Raw genomic sequence first — 23,185 nt, 5'->3', positions numbered from 1 at the left:
TTTATCAGTTTATCATTTACATTTGTAATCAATAGAATAGCAAGGGGGACTTACTTTGGCAGAAAATCTTGTCATCGTTGAATCGCCCGCAAAAGCAAAAACCATTGAAAAATATTTAGGAAAAAAATATAAAGTCGTTGCATCTATGGGGCATGTTAGAGATTTACCTCGTAGTCAAATGGGCGTAGATGTTGAAAATAATTATGAACCTAGATATATTACGATTCGCGGCAAAGGGCCAGTTGTAAAAGATTTAAAACGCTATGCAAAAAAAGCAAAAAACGTTTATCTCGCAAGTGACCCCGATCGTGAAGGTGAAGCAATTGCGTGGCATTTAGCACATATATTAGATATAGATGAAAATAAAAAATCAAGAGTCGTATTTAACGAAATAACAAAAGATGCAGTAAAAGATAGCTTTAAGCATCCTAGAGAAATTGAACATGAATTAGTTGATGCACAACAAGCGAGACGTGTATTAGATAGACTTGTTGGGTATAACATTTCTCCAGTGTTATGGAAGAAAGTTAAAAAAGGTTTATCAGCAGGTCGTGTACAATCTGTTGCATTAAGACTCGTTATAGATCGTGAAAACGAAATTAATAATTTTAATCCAGAAGAATACTGGACAATCGAAGGTTTATTTAAACATAAAACTAAAACATTTAGTGCGAAGTTTTTACATGAGAAAAGTAAACCCGTTAAATTAAAAAATGAAAAAGACGTACAAAAAATTACAACACAATTAGATGGAGATAAATTTGAAGTTACACAAGTCACTAAGAAAGAAAAATTAAGATATCCTGCGAAATCATTTACAACTTCATCTTTACAACAAGAAGCATCACGTAAGTTGAATTTTAAAGCTAGAAAAACGATGATGTTAGCACAACAATTATACGAAGGTATAGATTTGAAAAAACAAGGTACTGTTGGTTTGATTACTTATATGAGAACGGACTCTACACGTATAGCTGATAGTGCTCAAGCTGAAGCAGCATCATTTATTGAAAAAGAGTACGGTAAAGAGTATTTATCTAAGGCAAAAGCAACAAAAGGTAAACAAGGCGCACAAGATGCCCATGAAGCAGTTAGACCGACAAGTGTGGAACGTACACCAGATCAAATGAAAACATTCTTATCTAGAGATCAATATCGATTATATAAATTGATTTGGGAACGTTTTATGGCAAGTCAAATGGCACCTGCTATTGCTGATACAGTTGCAGCAGATATTACACAAGGCGATTTAAAATTCAGAGCAAATGGTCAAACAATCAAATTTAAAGGTTTCATGAAAGTATATGTTGAAGCTAAAGATGATACTGATGAAGAAAAAGAAGGTAAATTACCACCGTTAGAAAAAGGTGATATCGTTACGGCTGAGAAAATCGATCCAAAGCAACATTTCACTCAACCACCACCACGATACACTGAAGCACGTTTAGTTAAAACTTTAGAAGAATTAAGAATCGGTAGACCTTCAACTTATGCACCTACAATCGATACGATTCAAAAAAGAAACTACGTAAAATTAGACCAGAAACGATTTGTGCCTACAGAGTTAGGAGAAATCGTACATGAGTCAGTTAAAGAATACTTCCCTGAAATTATCGATGTTGACTTTACAGTTAATATGGAAACATTGCTCGATAAAGTAGCAGATGGTGAAATTGAGTGGAAGAAAGTCATAGATATGTTCTATGAAAACTTTAAAATCGATGTAGCAAGAGCAGAAGAAGAAATGGAGAAAATTGAAATTAAAGATGAACCTGCCGGTGAGGATTGCGAATTATGCGGTTCACCAATGGTTTATAAAATGGGCCGATACGGTAAGTTTATGGCTTGTTCAAATTTTCCAGATTGTAGAAATACAAAAGCAATCATTAAAACGATTGGCGTTAAATGTCCTAAGTGTAAAGAGGGAGAAGTTGTCGAACGTAAATCTAAAAAGAACAGAGTGTTCTATGGTTGTTCAAGATACCCAGAATGTGATTATACATCATGGGATAAACCTTTAGATCGTTCATGTCCTAAATGTGAAACAGTACTTGTTGAACGTAAGAAAGGAAAATCAGCTCAAGTTATATGTCCAAATTGTGATTATAAAGAGCAAGAACAAAAATAGTTATCATACAGTGCAAAAAGTTATTTTTAACATAACTTTTTGCACTTGTTTTTTGATTTATTGTTTTAATAGTAAAACGTCACTAATTTTTAAAATTTATCATCACTTTATCATTTGATTAAATTCAGATTTGTTATACAATTCAATATGGAATAAAAAATTCGAAAATCAAGGAGGCATAAATAATGACTTCAATTAATGTTATCGGTGCTGGATTAGCAGGTTCGGAAGCGGCATATCAAATTGCCAAGAGAGGATTCAATGTTAATCTATATGAAATGAGACCGGTAAAACAAACACCAGCGCATCATACAGATAAATTTGCAGAACTTGTATGTTCTAATTCACTAAGAGGTAATCAATTAACAAATGCTGTCGGTGTCTTAAAAGAAGAAATGAGACAATTAGATTCATTAATTATAAAAGCAGCAGATAATGCGCGTGTACCAGCGGGAGGTGCACTAGCTGTCGATCGACATGATTTTGCGGGATATATTACAGACACGCTAAAAAATCATCCGAATATTACAGTAAAGAACGAAGAAATTACAAAGATACCTGATGGGCCAACAATTATTGCAACAGGTCCTTTAACGACAGAAAGTTTAACGAAACAAATTATGAACATTACGGGTGAAGAACAACTGTACTTCTATGACGCAGCTGCACCAATTATTGAAAAAGAATCTATTAACATGGATAAAGTATATTTGAAATCACGCTATGACAAAGGTGATGCAGCATACTTAAATTGTCCAATGACTGAAGAAGAATTCAATACTTTTTATGATGCACTTATAAATGCTGAAGTTGTGCCTTTAAAAGAATTCGAAAAAGAAATTTATTTTGAAGGTTGTATGCCATTTGAAGTTATGGCAGAACGTGGTAAGAAAACTCTATTATTTGGTCCTATGAAGCCTGTAGGTTTAGAAGATCCTAAAACTGGTAAAAGACCATATGCAGTTGTTCAATTAAGACAAGATGATGCAGCTGGAACTTTATATAATATCGTAGGTTTCCAAACACATTTAAAATGGGGCGCGCAAAAAGAAGTTATTTCACTTATACCTGGATTAGAAAATGTTGATATCGTACGTTACGGTGTGATGCATCGAAATACTTTCATTAATTCACCAAATGCTCTTAAAGAAACTTATCAATTAAAATCAAGAGAAGATTTATTCTTTGCTGGTCAAATGACAGGTGTAGAAGGATATGTTGAAAGTGCAGCAAGCGGATTAATTGCAGGTATTAATGCAAGTAAACTCGTTTCAGACCTTGATCCAATTGTTTTCCCTAGAGAAACAGTAATCGGAAGTATGGCTTATTACATTACACATGCAAATAATAATAAGAACTTCCAACCAATGAATGCGAACTTTGGTTTGTTACCTACATTAGAAAAACGTATTAAAGATAAGAAAGAACGGTATGAAACACTTGCAAATCGTGCATTAAAACATTTAGATTCATTTAAAGTAATGCTTTAGTAAATTATTTTAAGATTTTTTAGAATTGTGATACAATTCAGATAAAATGGGAGGAATGAGTTATGGTACATACAATTGAACAACAGTTTGTTGATATGTTAACTTATGAAAAACATTTTTCCACCCATACTTTAAATGCATATCAACTTGATTTGAATGAATTTAATGATTTTTTACAATCAGAACATTTATCCTTAGAATCATTTGAATATAAAGATGCAAGGAGATACCTTGCGTTTTTGTATGATAAAGGACATAAAAGGACGAGTGTTTCGCGTAAAATTTCTACATTAAGATCTTTATATCAATATTGGATGAGTGTTGATAGTGATATTCAGAATCCATTTATTCAACTTGTACATCCAAAAAAAGAACATCATTTACCAAGCTTTTTCTATGAAGAAGAAATGGAAAAGCTATTTAAGACACTAGATGATGGTAAAAAAACGAATATAAGAGATCGCGTCATACTTGAGTTGCTTTATGCAACAGGTATTCGAGTGTCAGAATTAGTTCATATTCAAATAAGTGATATTGATTTGAATTATGCATTTGTCAAAGTGCTAGGTAAAGGGAATAAAGAACGTATTGTTCCTTTTGGAGAGTATTGTCAAAGTGCAATCGTTGACTATATTGAACAATTTAGAAGTCAAATGCGTTTAGATCATGATTTCTTGATAGTAAACATGAGAGGTAAACCTATAACTGAACGTGGTGTAAGATATGCACTCAACGAAATCGTAAAGAGAACGCAAGGTGTGTATCATATTCACCCTCATAAATTAAGGCATACTTTTGCAACACATTTGTTGAATCAAGGAGCCGATATGAGAAGTGTTCAAAGTTTACTAGGACATGAAAGTTTATCAACGACAAGTCAATATACACATGTTACAAAAGATCAATTAAGAAAAGTATACTTATCAGCACATCCACGTGCGTAAAGGAGATTTGATAATGAGTTCTTCATTACATGCTACAACTATATTTGCAATAAGACATAATGGTCATTCTGCAATGGCAGGTGACGGTCAAGTTACATTAGGTGAGCAAGTCATCATGAAACAAACTGCAAGAAAAGTTAGAAGATTATATCATGATAAAGTTGTTGCTGGTTTCGCTGGCAGTGTTGCAGACGCATTTACTTTATTCGAAAAATTTGAAGTTAAATTACAAGAATATAGCGGTAATTTAACGAGAGCTGCAGTTGAGCTTGCTCAAGAATGGCGTGGAGATAAAATGTTACGTCAACTTGAAGCGATGCTCATTGTTATGAACGAAACAGATTTATTAGTCGTAAGTGGTACTGGAGAAGTGATTGAGCCAGATGATGGTATCATTGCAATTGGTTCTGGTGGTAATTACGCTTTAAGTGCTGGTAGAGCGCTTAAATCATATGCACCTCATTTATCGGCTAAAGAAATTGCAGAAGCTTCACTTAATACGGCTGCAGATATTTGTGTATTTACAAACCATGAAATAAAAGTTGAAGAAATATAATTGGAGGGGTTTAAGGTTGTCACAAAATCAATTAAAAATGACACCGCATGATATCGTTGATCGATTAAATGATCATATCATTGGTCAACAAGATGCTAAGCGTAAAGTAGCAATAGCTTTAAGAAATCGCTATAGACGAAGTTTATTAGATGAACAACTTAGAAACGAAATCATACCTAAAAACATTCTAATGATAGGACCTACAGGTGTAGGTAAGACTGAAATAGCTAGAAGAATGGCTAGATTAGTTGGTGCACCTTTTGTAAAAGTAGAAGCTACTAAATTTACTGAAGTAGGTTATGTAGGTAGAGATGTTGAAAGTATGATACGTGACCTTGTTGAAGTTGGTCGTCGACTTGTTAAAGAAGAAAAGAAAAAAGGCGTTCTTGATGAGGCAACTCAAAAAGCTAATGAAAAATTAGTGAAATTGCTTGTGCCAAGTATGAAGAAAAAAGCACAAAGTAATAGTAATAATCCATTAGAGTCATTGTTTGGTGGACAATTCCCGAACTTCAATCAACAAGAAGAAGTCGAAGAAACACCAACCGAAGAAATAAAAACAAAACGTGAAGATATTAAGAAACAATTATTAAACGGTGAACTTGAAGAAGAAATCGTCAAAATAAAAGTAGAACAAGAACAACAAACACTTGGCATGATGGGAATGGAAAACAACCCTCAAATGCAAGATATGCTTAGTCAAATGATGCCTAAGAAAAAAGTTGAAAGAAACTTGCCAGTTAAGTCAGCGCGAAAAATTTTAACAGATGAAATTGCGAATGAATTGATTGACCAAGAGTCAGTTAATGAAGAAGCGATTCAATTAACTGAACAAATGGGCATGGTATTCATCGATGAAATCGATAAAATTGCTGTGAGCAACAGTAACGGTGGTCAAGATGTATCTCGACAAGGTGTACAAAGAGATATCTTACCAATTGTTGAAGGTAGTGTCGTTCAAACGAAATATGGTTCAATTAATACTGAACACATTTTGTTTATTGGTGCAGGTGCGTTCCATATGTCTAAACCAAGTGATTTAATACCTGAGTTACAAGGTAGATTTCCAATTCGTGTTGAATTAGATAGTTTAACAACTGAAGATTTCGTTAAAATATTAAAAGAACCGAAACAATCACTTCTTGATCAATACAAAGCATTGTTGGAAACTGAAATGGTGACAATCAACTTTACAGATGAAGCCATTAATCGTTTAGCTGAAATTGCTTTTCAAGTTAATCAAGAAACAGATAATATCGGAGCAAGAAGGCTGCATACTATACTTGAAAAAATGCTAGAAGATCTTTCTTTCGAAGCATCGAATATGCCAAATGCAGTTGTAGATATAACACCTGAATATGTTAATCAAAAATTAGAATCTATTGCGACAAATAAAGACTTAAGCGCATTTATTCTATAAAAAAGGAGAAAAAATTAAATGAGTTTATTATCAAAGACAAGAGAATTAAATACGTTATTACAAAAGCATAAAGGTATTGCTGTAGATTTTAAAGATATGGCTAAGACTATCAGTGATGTAACGGTGACAAATGTATTCATCGTATCAAGAAGAGGTAAAATTTTAGGTTCAAGCTTAAATGAATTGTTAAGCAATGAACGTATTATCAAAATGTTAGAAGATAGACATATTCCTAAAGAATATACTGATCAATTAATGCATGTAGAACAAACTAAATCAAATATCGGAATTGAAGAAGTATTAACAGTATTCCCACCAGAAAACAAAGAGTTATTCGTAGATAGTCAAACAACTATTTTCCCAATTCTTGGTGGTGGTGAACGTTTAGGTACATTAGTTGTTGGACGTGTATCTCAAGATTTCAATGACAATGACTTAGTACTTGGTGAATATGCAGCTACTGTTATTGGTATGGAAATATTAAGAGAAAAACATAATGAAATTGAACAAGAAGCAAGAGACAAAGCTGCAATCAATATGGCAATTAACTCACTTTCATATTCAGAAAGAGAAGCAATTGAACATATCTTTGAAGAACTTGGTGCACCTGAAGGTTTATTAGTTGCTTCAAAAGTTGCTGATAGAGTAGGTATCACAAGATCTGTAATCGTCAATGCATTAAGAAAATTAGAAAGTGCTGGCGTAATTGAATCTCGTTCTTTAGGAATGAAAGGTACATTTATTAGAATTAAAAAAGAAAAATTCTTAGATGAGTTAGGTTTATCTAAATAAAATACTTGATGAACAGTATAAGATATGATATATTTGAAAACGGCTATAAAAGCCAAATTCACACATAATCACGGAAATTATGGATTGGTGCAACTTAAATAAGTTGTTTCTATAATAAGTGTTTATGGCGGAATAAAACCAATTAGGAGGAATTATCATGGCAGTTATCTCAATGAAACAATTGCTTGAAGCAGGTGTTCACTTCGGTCACCAAACACGCCGTTGGAACCCAAAAATGAAAAAATACATTTTCACAGAAAGAAACGGTATCTACATTATCGATTTACAAAAAACAGTTAAAAAAGTTGACGAAGCTTACAACTTTATTAAATCTGTTTCTGAAGAAGGCGGTAAAGTATTATTCGTAGGTACTAAAAAACAAGCACAAGAGTCAGTTAAAGAAGAAGCTGAACGTGCTGGACACTACTACATTAACCAAAGATGGTTAGGTGGTATCTTAACTAACTATAAAACAATCTCTAAACGTGTAAAACGTATTTCTGAAATTGAAAAAATGGAAGAAGACGGTACGTTTGATGTATTACCTAAAAAAGAAGTTGTAGAACTTAAAAAAGAATATAACCGTTTAATCAAATTCTTAGGCGGTATTCGTGATATGAAATCAATGCCTCAAGCATTATTCGTAGTAGACCCTCGTAAAGAGCGTAATGCGATTGCTGAAGCACGTAAATTAAACATTCCAATCGTTGGTATTGTTGATACAAACTGTGATCCAGATGAAATCGACTATGTTATCCCTGCGAACGATGATGCTATTCGTGCTGTTAAATTGTTAACTGGTAAAATGGCTGATGCTATTTTAGAAGGTCAACAAGGCGTTTCAAATGAAGATGTTGCTGAAGAGCAAAACATCGACTTAAACGAAACAGAACAAGCACCTAAAGAAGAATCAACTGAAACTACTGAAGCATAATTTCAAAAAGGTGATAAGGTTCTATAACTTATCACCTTTTTTTAGAAAGATTTAAGATAAACAATATATTATTTAAATAAATGGAGGAATTAGATTATGGCTATTTCAGCTAAACTTGTTAAAGAACTACGTGAAAAAACTGGCGCAGGTATGATGGACTGTAAAAAAGCTTTAACAGAAACTGATGGTGACATCGATAAAGCGGTAGATTACTTACGTGAAAAAGGTATCGCTAAAGCTGCTAAGAAAGCAGACCGTATTGCTGCAGAAGGTACTACTTTTGTTGCATCTAAAGGTAATGATGCAGTAATTCTTGAATTAAACTCAGAAACTGACTTCGTTGCTCGTAACGAAGGTTTCCAAAACTTAGTTAAAGAAATGGCTGATCATATTCTTGATGTTAAACCAGCTGACGTTGATGCATTAAACGCTTCAAAATTAGCTAACGGTCAAACTGTTGAAGAAAAAATGAACGAAGCTATCTCTACTATTGGTGAAAAATTAACTTTACGTAGATTTACATTAAAAACAAAAACTGATAACGATTCATTCGGTGAGTACTTACACATGGGTGGACGTATTGGTGTATTAACTGTTGTTGAAGGTTCAACTAATGAAGAAGCAGCTAAAGACGTTGCTATGCACATCGCTGCATTAAACCCTAAATTTGTTTCTCGTGACCAAGTATCTGATGAAGAATTAGCGCACGAAAAAGAAATTTTAAAACAACAAGCTTTAAATGAAGGTAAACCTGAAAATATCGTTGAAAAAATGGTTGAAGGTAGAATGCGTAAATATTTAGAAGAAATCTGTGCTGTTGACCAAGCATTCGTTAAAAATCCAGACCAAACTGTTGCTGAATTCTTAAAAACAGACGGTGGCGTGCTTGTAGATTTCGTTCGTTACGAAGTTGGGGAAGGTATCGAGAAACGTTCTGATAACTTTGCTGATGAAGTAAAAGGACAAATGAAAGGCAACTAAGATTGCTTTTTAGAAAGAAGACACGCTTTGTGTCTTCTTTCGTTATATATAAAGACCTAATTATAAGCATAGAGAGGGATCAAGATGACTAAGAATTCTAAATATAAACGCGTCGTATTAAAACTAAGTGGTGAAGCTTTAGCAGGAGATTCAGGCTTTGGCATTAACCCAGTCGTAATTAAAAGTATCGCTCAACAAGTGTCAGAAGTTGCTCAAATGGATTGTGAAGTTGCTGTAATCGTTGGTGGCGGAAACATTTGGAGAGGTAAAACTGGAAGCGATTTAGGTATGGATCGTGGAACTGCTGATTATATGGGCATGTTAGCCACTGTAATGAATGCTTTAGCATTACAAGATAGTTTAGAACAATTAGATTGTGATACTCGTGTATTAACTTCAATCGAAATGAAACAAGTTGCTGAACCATATATTAGAAGACGTGCGATTCGTCACTTAGAGAAAAAGAGAGTCGTTATATTTGCAGCGGGAATAGGGAATCCTTACTTCTCTACTGATACGACTGCAGCTTTAAGAGCAGCTGAAGTTGAGGCTGACGTTATCTTAATGGGTAAAAACAATGTTGATGGTGTTTATTCTGCTGACCCTAAAGTAGATCCTAAAGCAGAAAAATACGAAAGATTAACATATATTCAAATGTTACAAGAAGGATTACAAGTTATGGATTCAACTGCTTCATCATTCTGTATGGACAATGATATCCCACTTGTTGTATTCTCAATTATGGAAGAAGGAAATATTAAACGTGCTGTTCAAGGTGAAGAAATCGGTACGATTATTACAAAATAAACTTGAGGTGTAATTCCATGGCAGATGTTATTCAAGAAACGAAGTCAAAAATGAACAAAACTATTGAAAGTTTCAATAGAGATTTAGCTGGAATCAGAACTGGACATGCAAATGCAAATCTTTTAGAAAGAGTAAATGTTGAGTACTACGGTGTTCCAACACCTATTCAACAATTAGCAGGTATCTCAGTACCTGAAGCGCGTTTGTTAGTTGTTCAACCATATGACAAATCATCAGTTGAAGATGTACTTAAAGCAATAAATGCAGCTAATTTAGGTGTTAATCCAACAAGTGATGGTACAGTTATTAGAATTTCAGTACCAGCATTAACTGAAGAACGCAGAAAAGAATTAGTAAAAGAAGCTAAAAAAGAAGCTGAAAATGCTAAAGTTGCAATTCGTAATGTTCGTCGTGATTCAAATGAAGATTTGAAGAAACAAGAAAAAAATGGCGAAATTACAGAAGATGATTTAAGAAATCAAACTGAAGAAGTTCAAAACATTACAAATGATTTCATCAAACAAATAGATGATTTAACGACTCAAAAAGAAAATGACATTTTGGAAGTTTAAAGATAAGAGCTGTACCAAATCAGACTTTGGTACGGTTTTTTCTTTATATATAACAGAATCACTCTTTTTGTGATAAAATGTATTACGATATGTTTAATTAATTTTACATATAAATTCGCGTTTGTTTGATGGAGGACGCTATGATAAAAAAGTTTATAAAGCAAAAACAACAAATAAATAATCAAGACAATGAATTATCGATACCTGAACATGTAGCAATTATTATGGACGGAAATGGTAGATGGGCTAAAAATAGAAAAATGCCTCGCATAAAAGGACATTATGAAGGTATGCAAACGGTAAAAAAAATAACACGTAAAGCAAATGATTTAGGTGTGAAATATTTGACTTTATATGCTTTTTCTACGGAAAATTGGTCGAGACCAGAAGATGAAGTGAAATATTTAATGAAATTACCGGTTGATTTTTTAAAGACTTTTCTACCAGAATTGATCGAAAAAAACGTTAAAGTTACAACAATTGGTTTTACTGAAGCTTTGCCTAAGCATACTAAAAATGCAATTGAAGAAGCTATCGAAAAAACGAAACATAATACAGGACTCAATCTTGTATTTGCGTTGAACTATGGCGGTAGAGCAGAAATTCTAAATGCTGTAAAAGAACTTTACCATGAAGTTGAAGAAGGCAATTTAACAATTGATGATTTATGTGAAGATAATATAAAGAAATATTTATTCACTTCAGATATTCCAGATCCAGAGTTGCTCATTCGTACATCAGGTGAAGAAAGATTAAGTAATTTTTTAATATGGCAATCATCTTATAGTGAGTTTATATTTACTAAGACATTATGGCCAGATTTTGATGAACAATCACTGATAGACTGTTTAAAAATATATCAGTCGAGACAACGAAGATTTGGTGGGCTGTAAAGGAGATAAAAATGAAGACGAGAACAATATCGGCAATTGTTGCTATGGCTGTTTTTCTTCCAGTCGTTATATATGGTGGATTACCCGTAATAGCATTAGCGTATTTATTAGCGATTATTGCTTTAAAAGAAATTTTAAATATGAATAATTTATCAATTATTTCTATACCAGGTTTTTTGTCCGTTGTTTCACTATGTATAATATTATTGCCTCAAGAACTCATTAATAACGATATTAGTGTTCAACTTAGACTGCTAATCGTTATGAGTTTCTTAATGTTGAGTTATACTGTAATGTCTAAAAATAGATTTAACTTTATGGATGCCTCTTTCTGTGTCATGTCTGTTACATATATCGGAATTGGCTTTATGTATTTCTATGAGACAAGAGAACATGGCTTACAATTTATCTTATTCGCATTATTATTAGTGTGGTTAACTGATACGGGTGCATATATATTTGGTAGATTATTCGGTAAACATAAACTTTGGCCATTAATTAGTCCGAACAAAACGATTGAAGGATTTATTGGAGGAATTTTCTCAAGTTTAATCGTTGCAGTTATTTTTGGACAATATTTTGATATGGATGTATCATTATGGTTATTAATTCCATTAACGATGTTATTAAGTATGTTTGGACAATTAGGTGACTTAGTAGAATCAGGGCTTAAAAGACATTTCGGTGTGAAAGATTCAGGGAATATTATGCCAGGACATGGTGGTATATTAGATAGATTTGATAGCTTTATCTTTGTATTACCATTGTTAAATCTATTCCTATTTCAATTGTAAATTGGGGTGAAGTCTTTGAAAAATATAGCTATTTTAGGAGCTAGTGGTTCTGTTGGACAGCAAGCATTAGATGTTATAAGAGAACATGCATCACAATTTAATTTAGTTGCATTTTCAGTTGGTAAAAACATTGCTTATGCACAGAATATAATTGAAGAATTTCATCCAGAACTCGTATCTGTTCAAAATGTAGAAGATATAGATAAACTTAAACATTTAAATATTGAAATTGTACATGGGGACGCAGGTTTATTAGCAGTTGCAACTTGTCAAAATACTGATATATTATTAAATTCAATCGTCGGTAGTATAGGTTTACGACCTACTATTGCAGCTATAGAAGCTGGTATAGATATCGGTCTAGCGAATAAAGAAACATTAGTTGCAGCTGGTGAACTTGTGATGTCAAAAGCTAGAGAACATAATGTTAACATTCTACCTGTCGATTCTGAACACTCAGCAATATTTCAATGTTTAAATGGTGAGAAGAAAGAGCAGGTTAATAAATTAATCATAACTGCGAGTGGTGGATCATTTCGTGATTTAACACGAGCAGAATTAAAGTCTGTAACACGTGATGAAGCGCTCAACCATCCTAACTGGTCTATGGGGCAAAAGATTACGATAGATTCTGCAACAATGATGAATAAAGGTTTAGAAGTCATTGAAGCAAAATGGTTATTTGATTTAGATATTGACCAAATTGAAACTGTCTTACATAAAGAGAGTATTATTCATTCTATGGTTGAATTTAAGGATACAAGTGTGATTGGACAATTGGGTACACCAGATATGAGAACACCCATTCAATATGCATTTACATATCCAGAAAGATATACAAGAGATGCAGAGAAATTAAATTTAGCTGAAATTGGACAGTTAAATTTTAAAGAAATGGATTTCGAGCGCTTTAAATGTATACAGTATGCTTATGAAGCAATTAAAATAGGTGGTACAATGCCCGTTGTTTTGAATGCTGTAAATGAAGTAGCTGTAAATAAGTTCTTGAATAATGAAATAACATTTTTGGAAATTGAAGACATGATTGGGGAAGCAATGCAAAACCATGAAGTTATTGAGCATCCAGATTTAGAAACGATTCTAAAAATTGATGCTACATATAAATCTAAGGATTACGGGGTGTAGGCGTGATTTATACAATATTAGCATTTATTTTTGTATTTGGACTATTAGTGACAGTACATGAATATGGACATATGTTCTTTGCGAAACGTGCAGGTATCATGTGCCCAGAGTTTGCCATAGGTATGGGACCTAAAATTTATTCATATAAGAAAAATGAAACACTTTATACAATTAGACTACTTCCAGTAGGTGGCTATGTCAGAATGGCTGGAGATGGATTAGAACAAAATCCATTAACACCAGGTATGCATATCGCAATTAAATTAAACGATCAAAACGAAATAACACATGTTATTATGGACGATCAACATAAATTCCAACAAATTGAACATATTGAAATTAAAGATAGTGATTTCGAAAATGATATTTTCATAGAAGGTATTACAGCAAGCGATGAAGAAAGACATCATTTTAAATTAGCGAGAGAAGCTTACTTTGTTCAAGGTGGAGATTTAATACAAATTGCACCTAAAGATAGACAATTAATGTCTAAAAAGCCATATCAAAGATTCCTAACTTTATTTGCAGGTCCGTTATTTAATTTTATTCTTGCTTTTGTTATTTTTATTGGGCTTGCTTATTGGAATGGTGTACCAACGAATGAACCAGTATTTGGAGATTTAGAAGATGGTGCACCTGCACAAACTGCAGGTATTAAAAAAGGCGACGAAATTCTATCAGTAGACGGACAAAAAATTCAAAAGTTTACAGATTTACAACCTATTTTTAAAGAGAAGAAAACTGAACCTGTAGAAATCAAAGTTGATCGTGATGGTCAAGAAAAGACTTTCAAAGTAGCAGCTAAAAAAGATAAACTAGAAGTTAGTAAAGGTAAATATGAAACACGATACATTATCGGTGTTGCACAACCGACAGAACACACTGTGTTTGGTCCATTAATTGCGGGTATTGAAAAAACAATAGTGGCAGGTCAATTAATATTCCAAGCAGTTCTTGGCTTGATTACGAGCATATTCACGGGTGGATTCTCCTTTGATATGTTAAATGGACCTGTTGGTATATATAGCAATGTAGATTCTATTGTGAAGCAAGGATTTATTACATTGATGGGATACACAGCGTTATTAAGTGTTAACTTAGGTATTATGAATTTACTACCTATTCCAGCTTTAGATGGAGGAAGATTATTATTTGTTATTTATGAAATGATTTTCAGAAGACCGATTAATAAAAAAGCAGAAATGGTTATGCTTTCAATTGGTGCTGTATTTTTAATATTTGTAATGATTATGGTTACATGGAATGATATTCAAAGATACTTCATGTAGCTTATAGGAGGAAACTTATGAAACAGTCGAAAATATTTATACCAACATTAAGAGAAGTTCCTGCAGAAGCGGAAGCAATTAGTCATAAACTTTTATTAAAGTCAGGTATGATTAAACAAAATGCAAGAGGTATATATAGTTATTTACCAACTGCAAAGCGAGTACTTAATAAAATTGAGCAAATTGTACGTGAAGAAATGGAAAAAATAGATGGCGTAGAAGTACTTATGCCAGTGTTACAACAAGCTGAACTTTGGAAAGAATCAGGTAGATGGGATGCATACGGTCCAGAGTTAATGAGATTGCACGATCGTAATAAACGTGAATTTAGTTTAGGACCAACACATGAAGAAGTTGTGACTTCTCTTGTAAGAGATGAATTGAAATCTTATAAACGTTTACCAATCACTTTATTCCAAATTCAAACTAAATTTAGAGACGAACAACGTCCAAGATTTGGATTATTACGTGGCCGTGAATTTATTATGAAAGATGCTTATTCTTTCCATGCTAATGAAGATTCATTAGATGATACTTACCAAGATATGTATCATGCTTATCATAATATCTTTACAAGAGTAGGTTTAAACTTTAGACCAGTACTTGCAGACTCTGGTGCTATCGGTGGAGACCACACACATGAGTTTATGGCTTTAGCTGATATTGGTGAAGATACAATTGTTTATAGTGAAACAAGTGACTATGCTGCAAACATTGAAAAAGCTGAAGTAGCATACACACCTAATCATGAACATATACCATTAAAAGATATAGAAAAAGTGGAAACGCCTAATGTTACAACAGCACAAGCATTGGCAGACTTTTTAAATGTGACTTTAGATAAGATTATTAAATCAATGATTCTTAAAGTTGATGATGAATATGTCATTATATTAATTAGAGGACATCATGAAGTAAATGATGTTAAATTAAAATCATATTTCAAAACAGATAATATCGAAATGGCAACTGAGTCTGAAATCGTTAATATTTTAGGTGCTAAACCTGGTAGTCTAGGACCAGTTAACGTAGACCAAATCAAAATTTATGCAGACAATTTCGTTCAAGATATAAATAATTTAGCTGTTGGTGCAAATGAAACAGGTTATCATTTTATTAATGCGAACGTAGATAGAGACTTTGAGATTGAAGCATATGGAGACTTTAGATTTATTCTTGAAGGAGAAGCATTACCAGGTGATTTAGGTACTGCGAAATTCGCTGAAGGTATCGAAGTTGGTCAAGTCTTCAAACTTGGAACGAAATACTCTGAAAGCATGAATGCAACATTCTTAGATGAACAAGGTAAAGCGCAACCACTTATAATGGGTTGTTACGGTATTGGTATCTCTAGAACATTATCAGCAGCAATCGAACAACATCATGATGATAAAGGGATTATTTGGCCAAAAGCTATTGCACCTTATGAAGTACATTTAATTGCGATTAATCCTAAAAAAGAAGAACAACAAGCATTAGCAGATCAACTTTATGGACAATTGCAAAATAAATATGATGTCTTGTATGATGACCGTAAAGAAAGTGCTGGTGTTAAATTTAATGATGCAGATTTAATAGGTTTACCAGTACGCGTAATGGTTGGTAAAAAAGCTTCAGAAGGTATCGTAGAAGTAAAACGTCGTGATAATTCAGAAAGTAAAGAAGTCCATATTGATGAATTAAATGAAGTACTTGCTACTTTTTATGATGCAGTAAAATAGACTGATAAAAACAACTAAATCTGATATAATATAAGATATTTAAAGAGGCTATTTAATGATTAGCCTCTTTTTCATTTTGATGAAGGTGGTCGTATAAGTGTCAATGACAGGGAAAGAGAAATTCCAAACGCTTCTCACGCAAATGAACATGACAGATGAACTTGATAAAGATGTCGTAGAACAAGGTGAACTTACAAGAATTGATGTGTCTCAATCAAAAAGATTGTGGCATTTCTACATTAAGCTGCCATATTATTTATCAAGTGAAATGTATCTTGTTTTTACAAATCAACTGAAAAATACTTTTAGTAGTATTGCACAAGTTGATTGGACGATTGAAGTGACAACTAAAGAACAAATAGATGAACATATACTGAAATATATTCCGCATTGTATTGAGGGTACTGAATTAAGTGATAAAGTAAAACATCAACTTAAACAAAAGCCTATTATATTTGCTGATGATATCGTGAAAGTTCAAGTGAACAATGATATTGAACGTGACTATTTCGATAAGCGTGTCAATGGTTCATTAGTAAAAGCGCTCCAAAAGTGTGGTTTTCAAATAAGTCGTGTTATATTCGAAACGATGGATAATGAAGAACAAATGAGAAGAGAACTTGAATCATTTGAAGCGCACATCCAACAAGAAGATGAAGAAGCAGCACGAATTGCATCAGAAAAAATGGAACGTATGAAGAAAGAAAAAGCAGAATCTAGCGATAGCGAAAATGCTGTATCACGATGTCAAATTGGTAAAGACATTCCTGTAGATTCTATTCGCAAAATAGAAGATATTATCGAAGAAGAATTCAAAGTAGCACTTGAAGGTGTTATTTTTGATATCGAAATGAAAGAACTGAAAAGTGGTAGACATATTGTCACATTAAAAATTACGGACTATACCGATTCACTTATACTTAAGATGTTTACGAGAAAAGGTAAAGATGACCTTGAACATTTTAAAGCTTTAAAAGTAGGTACATGGGTAAGAGCACAAGGTAGAATTGAACAAGATCAATTTATACGTGATTTAGTGATGATGATGACGGATATCCATGAAATTAAGAAGTCTCCTAAACTTGATAAAGCAGATGAAAAAAGAGTTGAATTTCACTTACATACATCTATGAGTCAAATGGATGGCATTACACATATCGGTAAGTATGTTGAACAAGCTGCTAAATGGGGACATAAAGCAATCGCGATAACTGACCATAATGGTGTTCAAGGATATCCAGATGCGCATGCAGCTGCCATGAAAAATGGTATTAAAATGATTTATGGTATGGAAGGTATGCTTGTAGATGATGGTGTGCCGATTGCGTACAAGTCACAAGATATTCCGCTTAAGACAGCAACGTATATTGTATTTGACGTCGAAACAACAGGACTTTCAAGTCAATATGATCAAATTATAGAATTAGCGGCTGTTAAGGTTAAAGATGGCGAAGTAATAGACACCTTTGAACGTTTTTCGGACCCAGGAGAGCGTCTATCAGAAACAATCAAAAATTTAACAGGTATTACAGATGAAATGTTACGTGGACAACCTGATATTGAAACAGTTCTAAAAGATTTCCATGAATGGGTTGGAGACGCAATATATATTGCGCATAACGCATCATTTGATATGGGCTTTATAGATACGGGATTTGAACGTATCGGACTTGGTGCTACGACAAATGGTGTCATCGATACACTTGAATTATCACGTACAGTTAATACTGAATATGGAAAACATGGTTTGAATTTCTTAGCTAAAAAATATGGTGTAGAACTTACGCAACACCATAGAGCGATTTATGATGCGGAAACAACAGCACATATCTTTATTAAGATGTTGAAACAGTTAGAAGAACTCAATGTTCATAATCATAATCAAATAAACGAGAAACTATCAAATGACGAAGCATATAAACGTGCAAGACCTTCTCATGTAACGTTAATCGTACAAAACCAAGTCGGACTGAAAAATTTATTCAAAATTGTAAGTGCCTCATTAGTTGATTACTTTTACCGTACACCACGTATACCACGCTCGTTATTAAACAAATATAGAGAAGGTATTTTAGTAGGCAGTGCATGTGATGAAGGTGAAGTATTTACAACGGTTATGCAAAAAGACCAAGATGAAGTTGAAAAAGTTGCGAAATATTATGACTATATAGAGGTTCAACCAAAAGGGTTATATCAAGATTTAATTGATAGAGAATTGATTAAAGATAATGAAACGATGGAAGAAATATATAGTCGTATATTAAGTGTTGGTGAGAAACTTGATATTCCAGTTATCGCTACAGGAAATGCCCATTATTTATATGAGTATGATGCTGTTGCACGAAAAATATTAATTGCCGCACAACCAGGTAATCCATTGAATAGACAAACATTACCTGAAGCACATTTTAGAACAACAGATGAAATGTTAGACGAATTCCACTTCCTAGGTGAAGAAAAAGCATATGAAATTGTTGTTAAAAATACTAACGAACTAGCAGATAGACTCGAAACAGTGATACCTATTAGGGATGAATTATATACACCTAATATGGAAGGTGCGAATGAAGAAATTCGTGAAATGAGTTATGAGAATGCTAGAAAATTATATGGTGAAGACTTACCACAAATTGTAATTGATAGACTTGAAAAAGAATTGGAAAGTATTATCGGAAATGGTTTTGCGGTTATTTATTTAATCTCGCAAAGGTTAGTTAAGAAATCCTTGAATGATGGTTATTTAGTTGGTTCACGTGGTTCAGTCGGATCTAGTTTTGTTGCGACAATGACTGAAATAACTGAAGTAAATCCATTGCCGCCACATTATATTTGCCCATCTTGTAAAGAAAGTCATTTCTTTGACGATGGTTCAGTCGGATCAGGTTTCGACTTACCAGATAAACAATGTGAAAAATGTCATGTTGATATGATTAAAGAAGGACAAGATATACCGTTTGAAACATTCTTAGGTTTCAAAGGAGATAAAGTACCGGATATTGACTTGAACTTTAGTGGTGAATATCAACCAGTTGCCCATAATTATACGAAAGTACTGTTTGGTGAAGATAAAGTGTTCAGAGCAGGTACAATAGGTACTGTAGCTGAAAAAACAGCTTTCGGTTATGTTAAAGGATATTTAAATGATCAAGGCATTCATAAAAGAGCAGCTGAAGTTGATAGACTTGTTAAAGGTTGTACCGGTGTTAAAAGAACGACTGGGCAACATCCAGGGGGTATCATTGTTGTACCAGATTATATGGATATTTATGATTTTACACCAATCCAATACCCTGCCGATGATCAAAAATCACCATGGAAAACAACGCATTTCGACTTCCATTCTATCCATGATAATATTTTGAAACTGGATATATTAGGACACGATGATCCAACGATGATTAGAATGTTACAAGATTTATCAGGCATTGATCCTAAGACAATTCCAGTAGATGATAAAGAAACAATGAAAATCTTTAGTACACCTGAATCATTAGGTGTTACGGAAGAAGATATTCTTTGTAAGACTGGAACATTTGGCGTACCTGAATTCGGTACAGGTTTCGTTAGACAAATGCTTGAAGATACGAAACCAACTTCTTTCTCTGAGCTTGTTCAAATTTCTGGGTTATCACACGGTACAGACGTTTGGTTAGGAAACGCACAAGAGTTAATCAAAACAGGTACATGTGATTTATCAAGTGTTATCGGTTGTCGTGATGATATTATGGTTTACTTAATGTATAACGGTTTAGAACCATCACTTGCCTTTAAAATTATGGAAGCAGTTCGTAAAGGTAAAGGTTTAACAGATGAATTCGAAGAAGCTATGAAAGAAAATAATGTGCCAGATTGGTATTTAGATTCATGTAAAAAAATTAAATACATGTTCCCTAAAGCCCATGCTGCTGCATACGTTCTAATGGCATTAAGAATTGCATACTTTAAAGTTCATCATCCGTTGTTCTATTATGCAAGTTACTTTACAGTACGTGCGACAGACTTTGATTTAAAAACGATGACGAAAGATAAAGAGTCTATTAAAGCAACGGTGAAAGAATATTATAGCCGATTCCATGAATTAGCTAAAAAAGAGAAAGATGTATTAACAGTTTTAGAAATTACAAATGAAATGGCACATAGAGGTTACAAAATCCAGCCAGTAAGCCTAGAAAAAAGTGATTCGTTTGAATTCAAAATTGAAGGTGATTCACTTATTCCACCGTTTATCGCAGTACCTGGACTAGGTGAAAACGTTGCGAAACGTATCGTTGAAGCAAGAGAAGAAGGTCCATTCTTAGCTAAAGAAGATCTTAATAAAAAAGCAGGTGTATCACAAAAAATCATCGAATATCTCGATGAACTTGGATCATTACCAAATATGCCTGATAAAGCTCAGCTGTCAATATTTGATTTATAACGCATGTTCTTGAGCATAGCGCCATTATGTGATATACTGTTATTGCTTAAAATAATACTCTGACGTTTAAAGAGTGGGACCTTTCCCGCTCTTTTCTGTTTGTATTAAGAGGGAGGTCATTATGAGTAAAGTTGCAGCACACGTTGAGGAAATTATTCAACCAATACTTGAAGATTTAAATTATGAACTTGTAGATGTCGAATATGTCAAAGAGGGATCAGACTATTATCTACGTATTGCAATTGATAAAGACGGTGGCGTTGATTTGAACGACTGCACAATTGCCTCTGAAAAGATTAGTGAAGTTATGGACAAAGAAGATCCTATTAAAGAACCTTATTTCATGGATGTATCTTCACCTGGTGCAGAACGCCCATTGAAAAAAGAAAAAGACTATCAAAATGCAATTGAACAACCTGTATTTATCTCGTTATACGAACCTGTTGAAGGAGATAAAGAATGGTTAGGCGTTTTAAAAGAAGTTACTGAAACATCTATAACGCTAGAAGTGAAAATTAAAACAAGAACTAAGAATGTCACGTTGCCACGCAAGAAAATCGCTAAAGCACGTCGATCAGTAATGTTATAATATAAAGGAGGATACATTGTGAAAGGTAATGAATTATTACTTGCAATTGAATACCTTGAAAAGGAAAAAAGAATACCTCGTGAGGTACTTATTGATGCAATAGAAGCGGCTTTAATCACAGCTTACAAAAAGAACTATGACAGTGCCAAAAATGTTAGAATCGAATTGAATCTTGATGAAGGTACTTATAGAGTTATTTCAAGAAAAGACGTTGTTGAAGATGTTGAAGATTATAGAGATCAAGTAGCATTAGATACAGCATTAGTTACAAATCCAGCGTATGAAATTGGAGATGTCTTTGAAGAAGACGTTACACCTAAAGATTTCGGTCGTGTTGGTGCTCAAGCAGCTAAACAAGCAGTTATGCAACGTTTAAGAGATGCTGAAAGAGGCATTCTTTATGATGAGTTTATTGATAAAGAAGATGACATTGTAACAGGTGTTATTGATAGAGTCGATCATCGTTATGTATATGTTAATTTAGGTCGTACTGAAGCTGTACTTTCTGAAGCTGAGAGAAGTCCAAATGAACAATATTTACCAAATGAACGCATTAAAGTATATGTGAATAAAGTTGAACAAACGACTAAAGGTCCTCAAATCTTTGTATCACGTACACATCCTGGTTTATTAAAGCGTTTATTCGAGCAAGAAGTTCCTGAAATTTATGATGGTACTGTAATTGTTAAATCTGTAGCACGTGAAGCTGGTGACCGTTCTAAAATTAGTGTGACTTCAGAAAATGGCGATATCGATGCTGTAGGTGCATGTGTTGGTGCTAAAGGCGTTCGTGTTGAAGCAGTTGTTAATGAATTAGGTGGCGAAAAAATCGACATCGTTGAGTGGGACGAAGATCCAAAAGTATTCGTAAGAAATGCTTTAAGTCCTTCACAAGTTGTAGAAGTTATCGTAGATGAAGAAAATCAATCGACTACTGTTGTCGTACCAGATTACCAATTATCATTAGCAATCGGTAAACGTGGACAAAATGCACGACTTGCTGCAAAATTAACAGGTTGGAAGATTGATATTAAATCAGAAACTGATGCAAGAGAAGCAGGCATTATTTCAACTGAAGAATCATAAAGTGAGGTGCTTTTATCATGAAAAAGAAAAAGATACCAATGCGTAAATGTATACTTTCAAATGAAATGAAACCTAAAAATGATATGATTCGTGTCGTTAAAAATAAAGAAGGCGAAATAACAGCAGATGCGACAGGTAAAGCGCCAGGTCGCGGTGCGTATGTTTCTAAAGATTTAGAAGTTATCGAAATTGCACAGAAACAAGGAAAGTTAGAACGTTATTTTGACAGTAATAAAGAAACGCTTGAACCTGTCTATAAAGAAATTATTCGTTTAATTTACCGTGAGCGTATACCTAAATGAGTATAGAAAAGAAAGATCAAATTTTAAATCTTCTTGGTCTGGCAACAAGAGCTAGAAAGATTAAGACTGGCGAAGAAATTGTCATAAGTGAGTTAAGAAAAGGCAATGTAAAACTTGTCATTCTTTCTGAAGATGCTGCAGCAAATGTTACAAAAACAATAAAAAATAAATGTGCAACTTATCATGTAACACTTTTAACTTTTGCTACACGCTATGAATTAGGCTACGCAATTGGAAAAGAAAGCAGAGTGGTGTTGGGCATAACTGACATTGGATTTAGCAAAAAGCTAAAAACGATGATTCATGATTTTCATGAGGAGTGAG

At 33.5% G+C, this 23,185-nt stretch carries 20 protein-coding genes; all 20 read left to right on the top strand.

Features of this window, described 5'->3' with window-relative positions; all coding sequences use genetic code 11:
- Nucleotides 1-55: 55 nt before the first annotated feature.
- Nucleotides 56-2,128, top strand: coding sequence for a type I DNA topoisomerase (gene topA / locus ACJTHF_RS07910; RefSeq protein WP_048542555.1), 2,073 nt, complete (start codon nt 56-58; stop codon nt 2,126-2,128).
- Nucleotides 2,129-2,313: 185 nt separating this feature from the next.
- Nucleotides 2,314-3,618, top strand: a complete 1,305-nt coding sequence (trmFO, locus tag ACJTHF_RS07905; RefSeq protein WP_058591381.1) for an FADH(2)-oxidizing methylenetetrahydrofolate--tRNA-(uracil(54)-C(5))-methyltransferase TrmFO — start codon at nt 2,314-2,316, stop codon at nt 3,616-3,618.
- A gap of 62 nt (nt 3,619-3,680) precedes the next feature.
- Nucleotides 3,681-4,562, top strand: coding sequence for a tyrosine recombinase XerC (gene xerC, locus ACJTHF_RS07900; protein ID WP_048542559.1), 882 nt, complete (start codon nt 3,681-3,683; stop codon nt 4,560-4,562).
- 13 nt (nt 4,563-4,575) lie between these two features.
- Complete coding sequence (gene hslV / locus ACJTHF_RS07895; RefSeq protein ID WP_037560086.1) at nt 4,576-5,118, top strand: ATP-dependent protease subunit HslV; 543 nt, start codon at nt 4,576-4,578, stop codon at nt 5,116-5,118.
- Between the two features lie 37 nt (nt 5,119-5,155).
- Nucleotides 5,156-6,538, top strand: a complete 1,383-nt coding sequence (gene hslU, locus ACJTHF_RS07890; RefSeq protein ID WP_048542780.1) for an ATP-dependent protease ATPase subunit HslU — start codon at nt 5,156-5,158, stop codon at nt 6,536-6,538.
- 18 nt (nt 6,539-6,556) lie between these two features.
- A complete protein-coding gene (gene codY, locus ACJTHF_RS07885; protein WP_025905322.1) occupies nt 6,557-7,330 on the top strand; it encodes a GTP-sensing pleiotropic transcriptional regulator CodY in 774 nt (257 codons plus the stop codon).
- A 157-nt stretch (nt 7,331-7,487) separates the two neighbouring features.
- A complete protein-coding gene (gene rpsB / locus ACJTHF_RS07880; protein ID WP_048542565.1) occupies nt 7,488-8,264 on the top strand; it encodes a 30S ribosomal protein S2 in 777 nt (258 codons plus the stop codon).
- A 93-nt stretch (nt 8,265-8,357) separates the two neighbouring features.
- Nucleotides 8,358-9,245: a translation elongation factor Ts gene (gene tsf, locus ACJTHF_RS07875; RefSeq protein ID WP_171992080.1), complete on the top strand. Its 888-nt coding sequence runs from the start codon at nt 8,358-8,360 to the stop codon at nt 9,243-9,245.
- Between the two features lie 84 nt (nt 9,246-9,329).
- Nucleotides 9,330-10,052, top strand: coding sequence for a UMP kinase (gene pyrH, locus ACJTHF_RS07870; protein ID WP_025905325.1), 723 nt, complete (start codon nt 9,330-9,332; stop codon nt 10,050-10,052).
- 17 nt (nt 10,053-10,069) lie between these two features.
- Nucleotides 10,070-10,624 (top strand): ribosome recycling factor, encoded by a 555-nt coding sequence (gene frr, locus ACJTHF_RS07865; protein ID WP_025905326.1) that lies wholly within the window; start codon nt 10,070-10,072, stop codon nt 10,622-10,624.
- 140 nt (nt 10,625-10,764) lie between these two features.
- A complete protein-coding gene (locus tag ACJTHF_RS07860; protein WP_058591382.1) occupies nt 10,765-11,517 on the top strand; it encodes an isoprenyl transferase in 753 nt (250 codons plus the stop codon).
- A gap of 11 nt (nt 11,518-11,528) precedes the next feature.
- Nucleotides 11,529-12,311, top strand: a complete 783-nt coding sequence (locus ACJTHF_RS07855; protein WP_048542570.1) for a phosphatidate cytidylyltransferase — start codon at nt 11,529-11,531, stop codon at nt 12,309-12,311.
- A 15-nt stretch (nt 12,312-12,326) separates the two neighbouring features.
- On the top strand, nt 12,327-13,457 hold the full coding sequence (locus ACJTHF_RS07850) for a 1-deoxy-D-xylulose-5-phosphate reductoisomerase (protein ID WP_407812609.1): 1,131 nt from the start codon (nt 12,327-12,329) through the stop codon (nt 13,455-13,457).
- 2 nt (nt 13,458-13,459) lie between these two features.
- Nucleotides 13,460-14,746: an RIP metalloprotease RseP gene (gene rseP / locus ACJTHF_RS07845; protein WP_048542575.1), complete on the top strand. Its 1,287-nt coding sequence runs from the start codon at nt 13,460-13,462 to the stop codon at nt 14,744-14,746.
- 17 nt (nt 14,747-14,763) lie between these two features.
- Entirely contained in the window at nt 14,764-16,467 is a 1,704-nt protein-coding gene (locus tag ACJTHF_RS07840) for a proline--tRNA ligase (protein ID WP_407812608.1), read from the top strand.
- A 103-nt stretch (nt 16,468-16,570) separates the two neighbouring features.
- On the top strand, nt 16,571-20,884 hold the full coding sequence (locus tag ACJTHF_RS07835; RefSeq protein ID WP_182679437.1) for a PolC-type DNA polymerase III: 4,314 nt from the start codon (nt 16,571-16,573) through the stop codon (nt 20,882-20,884).
- Nucleotides 20,885-21,005: 121 nt separating this feature from the next.
- Nucleotides 21,006-21,473 carry a ribosome maturation factor RimP gene (gene rimP, locus ACJTHF_RS07830; RefSeq protein WP_037587791.1) on the top strand — a complete coding sequence of 156 codons (468 nt, stop codon included), beginning with the start codon at nt 21,006-21,008 and terminating at the stop codon, nt 21,471-21,473.
- A gap of 18 nt (nt 21,474-21,491) precedes the next feature.
- Nucleotides 21,492-22,559, top strand: a complete 1,068-nt coding sequence (nusA, locus tag ACJTHF_RS07825; RefSeq protein WP_037587793.1) for a transcription termination factor NusA — start codon at nt 21,492-21,494, stop codon at nt 22,557-22,559.
- Between the two features lie 17 nt (nt 22,560-22,576).
- Nucleotides 22,577-22,861 carry an RNase P modulator RnpM gene (gene rnpM / locus ACJTHF_RS07820; protein ID WP_048542581.1) on the top strand — a complete coding sequence of 95 codons (285 nt, stop codon included), beginning with the start codon at nt 22,577-22,579 and terminating at the stop codon, nt 22,859-22,861.
- A complete protein-coding gene (locus tag ACJTHF_RS07815; protein WP_025905336.1) occupies nt 22,858-23,184 on the top strand; it encodes a ribosomal L7Ae/L30e/S12e/Gadd45 family protein in 327 nt (108 codons plus the stop codon). Before rnpM ends, ACJTHF_RS07815 begins: the two co-directional genes overlap by 4 nt.
- Nucleotide 23,185: the final 1 nt, after the last annotated feature.

The sequence above is a fragment of the Mammaliicoccus sp. RAM2 genome (genome assembly GCF_045897195.1).
Classification (GTDB): Bacteria; Bacillota; Bacilli; order Staphylococcales; family Staphylococcaceae; genus Mammaliicoccus; species Mammaliicoccus sciuri.
Note: the sequence above shows the minus strand (reverse complement) of the source record. Positions and strands in the feature narration are given on the sequence as shown.